This is a genomic window from Parasphingorhabdus sp. (assembly GCF_036964675.1).
Taxonomy (GTDB): domain Bacteria; phylum Pseudomonadota; class Alphaproteobacteria; order Sphingomonadales; family Sphingomonadaceae; genus Parasphingorhabdus.
The window spans coordinates 1-2,650 of the sequence record NZ_JBALTF010000045.1 but is presented as its reverse complement, the minus strand read 5'-3'; the positions used below and the strand labels follow the sequence as shown (position 1 = coordinate 2,650).

At 58.9% G+C, this 2,650-nt stretch carries 2 protein-coding genes and 1 pseudogene; 1 reads left to right on the top strand and 2 read right to left on the bottom strand.

What is annotated here, in order from left to right:
- Window positions 1-296: 296 nt before the first annotated feature.
- A complete protein-coding gene (locus V7665_RS09165; protein ID WP_335664236.1) occupies window positions 297-1,325 on the bottom strand; it encodes a c-type cytochrome in 1,029 nt (342 codons plus the stop codon).
- A 373-nt stretch (window positions 1,326-1,698) separates the two neighbouring features.
- Between V7665_RS09165 and V7665_RS09160 the strand changes: the two genes are divergently transcribed.
- Complete coding sequence (locus V7665_RS09160; protein WP_335664235.1) at window positions 1,699-2,199, top strand: hypothetical protein; 501 nt, start codon at window positions 1,699-1,701, stop codon at window positions 2,197-2,199.
- 166 nt (window positions 2,200-2,365) lie between these two features.
- Here the strand turns inward: V7665_RS09160 and V7665_RS09155 are convergent.
- A pseudogene (locus V7665_RS09155) lies at window positions 2,366-2,650 on the bottom strand (TonB-dependent receptor plug domain-containing protein); the annotation flags it as partial.

Genomic DNA, 2,650 nt, shown 5'->3' with positions numbered 1-2,650 from the left:
TGGCGCAGCGACTGGAGCTTTGAAGAGGCGGACGCCCGGGCGTTCAACGGCTGGCTGCGGAGGCGGGGATTGACGCCGAGGGCGCCGGGGCGGTTTCCGGCGCGGAACAGGGTTAAGGCATTGGCCTGGCGGGTTTTGCGGAAGATCGGCGGCCAGTAAGGAGATAGAGCCCCTCTTCTTCAGAGGAGGGGTTGGAGTGGCAGCGCGCCGCAGGTGAGCGCGTTTCCTGATCCGTTGGCCGGGGACTTATGGTGGCAATGCGCTGTCACCGTGGCACCGTAATTGATGATAACTGCCTATCGCGCGCCGCCGCCCGAGCCCAGTTGACGACCGTCAACAGTCTTGCCGTAGAAGGTTTCTTGCCCGGCGAAGCTGCGTTTTGCGTTGTCTTCGATACTGCCGGTCTGTCGCGGGTCCCGCGGTCGCTCTTGACTGTCGACGAACGCCGCAATGTCCCAAGCTTCCTGGCTGGTCAGGGTTCCGGGCCTGTCGAAGGGCATGTTTGCCTTGATGAATCGGGCAGCGAGGTCGACGCGGGCCATTCCTGCCCCCCAGTTGTAGCTCTCATTTCCCCACAAAGGCGGATAGACAACCTTGCCGTCAGGCTGGATGGCTCCCTTGCCCTCGGGCCCATGGCAGCCGCTGCAATATTGGTCATATAATGGCGCACCCCGCTGAGGATCGTAACCAGCGGATGTCAATTCCAGTTCAGGATAGCCGGCGCCGACCATATCCTTTCCTGTCGGTGCGCCAGTGGCGAGCCAGTGGAAATAGGTCTGGAGGTCCCGGTAAATATCGGACCCGGCTGGAGGCGGGGCGCCGGAAGCACTGGCGGGCGCGTTCATTGAATAGCGGAAGCATCCCATGATCCGGTCTTCCATCGTATTGATCGACTTGTTCTTGTTGCGATACTGCGGATAATTTCCCCAGGCTGACCACATCGGCGAACTGCCGGCGCGCCGCCCGGAATCCAGATGGCAATTTTTGCATGCCATGGAGTTTCCGACATAGGCAGCAGCGTTCACGCCGGGATTGTCGAAAATTGCCTTGCCACGGATGATGGCTTCGCCCAGCGGTCCCTCCGGAATTTCGCTCTCATCAGGTGGCGAGAAGCTTGCTGCGGTGACGGTCCCAGCTTGGAAAGGACTGGTCGCTTGGTCGCTTCGGGAGATTCCCACGACCATCAGGCCTATCCCCAAGACAGCGCCGGAAATCACCAGCGCGATCCGGCCAATTGTACGAACCAACGGGCTCGCGCTTTTCTCCAGCTCGGTATCGAGCCGATTTTCAAGCAGGCGAATGCTGTTCAAGAAATTTCGTGCCACTGCTTTACCCTCGCCGTTACGCAACCAATTCCGTCTCGGTCCCCGTCGCCAGGTCCTGACTCGGCTCCGCGTAGAAGCGCCCCGGGATTGCCGGGCGCTATTTGGTTCAAGTTACGCTGCGATACAGGTTTCGTCCAGCATGGCGTAATAGTTTTTCCCGGTTTCGGCAGACGGAATGTTGCCGACGGGCGCAAGCAGTCTTTTGTTGTTGAACCAGCAATTACCATGACTGGTGAAACAATCCTCAAGCGGTCAAACTCCATTCCACCGACATTTTAATGGATGCATATTTTTCTCCATCATTCCAAGCCAATCCCGCTTGACTTTCCCCCCGCCGCCGTCACTCTCACCAAAAAAAACAGGGAGAGAGAATATGGCCACCAGTATCGCTGCAGCACCAACCACCATGGACGCCTTTATCGAGAAGCAGGCGCGGGGGGATGCGGTGGTTAATATCGTGCTGGCCGGCGGGATCAATTACTGGCTGACCCGCGATCTGGCCTTTGTGCCGGGGACGCTGCCATTTGGTGATTCCGCGCCCAGTCTGGGCGGGACATTGGTCGGCATTGCGGTGCTGATGAGTATATTGCTGACGCTGATCGTCTATCCGATCACCGTGTCGCAGCGCAAATCGGGCAAGGTTGTTCCCGGGCTTTCCAAAGAGACACGTGTCGGTTTTGCGCCGTTTCTGCTGGCGCTGAGACATCTGGTGCTGACGCTGGTGCCCGCGGTTCTGATCGGGATGGTTCTGCAAAGCGCTGCACCCGATCTCAGCTTCTCGCCGCTGGTCTTTACCGCGATGGTCACCATCATCGCAGCGGTTCTGGCTTATTATATGTCGAAAAGCACGACCCGGGCGACGCTGAAATTGTGATGGCTGGCGAGCAGCCGGAGATCAGAATCTATCTGACGGTAGCGATTTCGGTGGCGGAATTGGGTTAGTCTTTAGGTTGTCGCCCCAGCGCAGCCTGGGGCCCAGCCCGCCTGTAGTGGGAGAACCTAATATGGGTTGGATCCCAGCCTTCGCTGGGATGACTGCGTCAAAACCGCTTGCGGAAATCAATCTCGACATAGCGGCCAACCGGATCGACAAAGCCGGTCTGGTAGCTCAGCGGGATCAGGCCGTTGCCATCGCGGATGGTCTGGATATCGTCGAAGATATTGTCGACCTTGAAGGCAATGCGGCTGCCTTTCAGGAACGGGAGCCTCTCGGTCAGGCTGCCGCGATCATCGAGATTGACGAACAGCCGTAGGTTGAGCGTGGTCAGGTCGGAAAAGCGCAGGTCGGAACCGGTCAGCCCGCCATTGACCCGGGTCGCGACCTG